The sequence below is a fragment of the Variovorax sp. P2_H12 genome, assembly GCF_056403395.1.
Window position 1 is genome coordinate 1 of record NZ_JBFUFO010000160.1, and the last position, 513, is coordinate 513.

The window sequence follows — 513 nt, forward strand, 5'->3', positions numbered from 1 at the left end:
AGGCCACGAAGCAGCGGGTGCCTTCCTGGCGCGTCTGCGTGATGCCTGCGTCGCGAAGGACCTTCAGGTGGTGGCTCAGGGTCGACTTGGCCACCGGTGCCTGCAGTTGGCCCCATCCACGTTCGCGGCCATCGGCCAGCAGTCGCACGATGCCCAGCCGAGTGGGGTCGCTGAGTGCGGCCAGCACACGAGGCAGTGTGATCTCGCTCGCGCTCGGCGAATGCTGATTCTTCATGCTCCTATACTAATACCATCTTCGATCTTCGATGAACATCGAACAATAGGGATGTATCAGTGATGCCCAGCCGTTTTACCGACCATGTTGTGATCCTGACCGGAGCTGGTTCCGGGATCGGGCGCGCTGCCGCACTGGCCTTCGCGAAAGCGGGAGCGCGGGTGCTGGGAGTGGGGAGACGAGCGGAGGCGCTGCGCGAGACAGCCGATCTCCATCCGGCCATCGAGACGCTCAGTGCCGACGTCAGTGCCGCAGGCGCACCCGAACGGATCGTGCAG

Annotated in this window: 2 protein-coding genes; one reads left to right on the forward strand and one right to left on the reverse strand. The window is 63.9% G+C overall.

The window, feature by feature from the left end; translation table 11 throughout:
• A partial coding sequence (locus AC1DYK_RS35635) for an ArsR/SmtB family transcription factor (RefSeq protein WP_478170557.1) occupies positions 1-235 on the reverse strand: 235 nt, incomplete at its 3' end.
• 62 nt (positions 236-297) lie between these two features.
• On the opposite strand from AC1DYK_RS35635, the gene AC1DYK_RS35640 reads away from it, so the two are divergent.
• Positions 298-513, forward strand: a 216-nt coding sequence (locus AC1DYK_RS35640) for an SDR family NAD(P)-dependent oxidoreductase (protein ID WP_478170558.1), incomplete at its 3' end; no start/stop codon positions are given.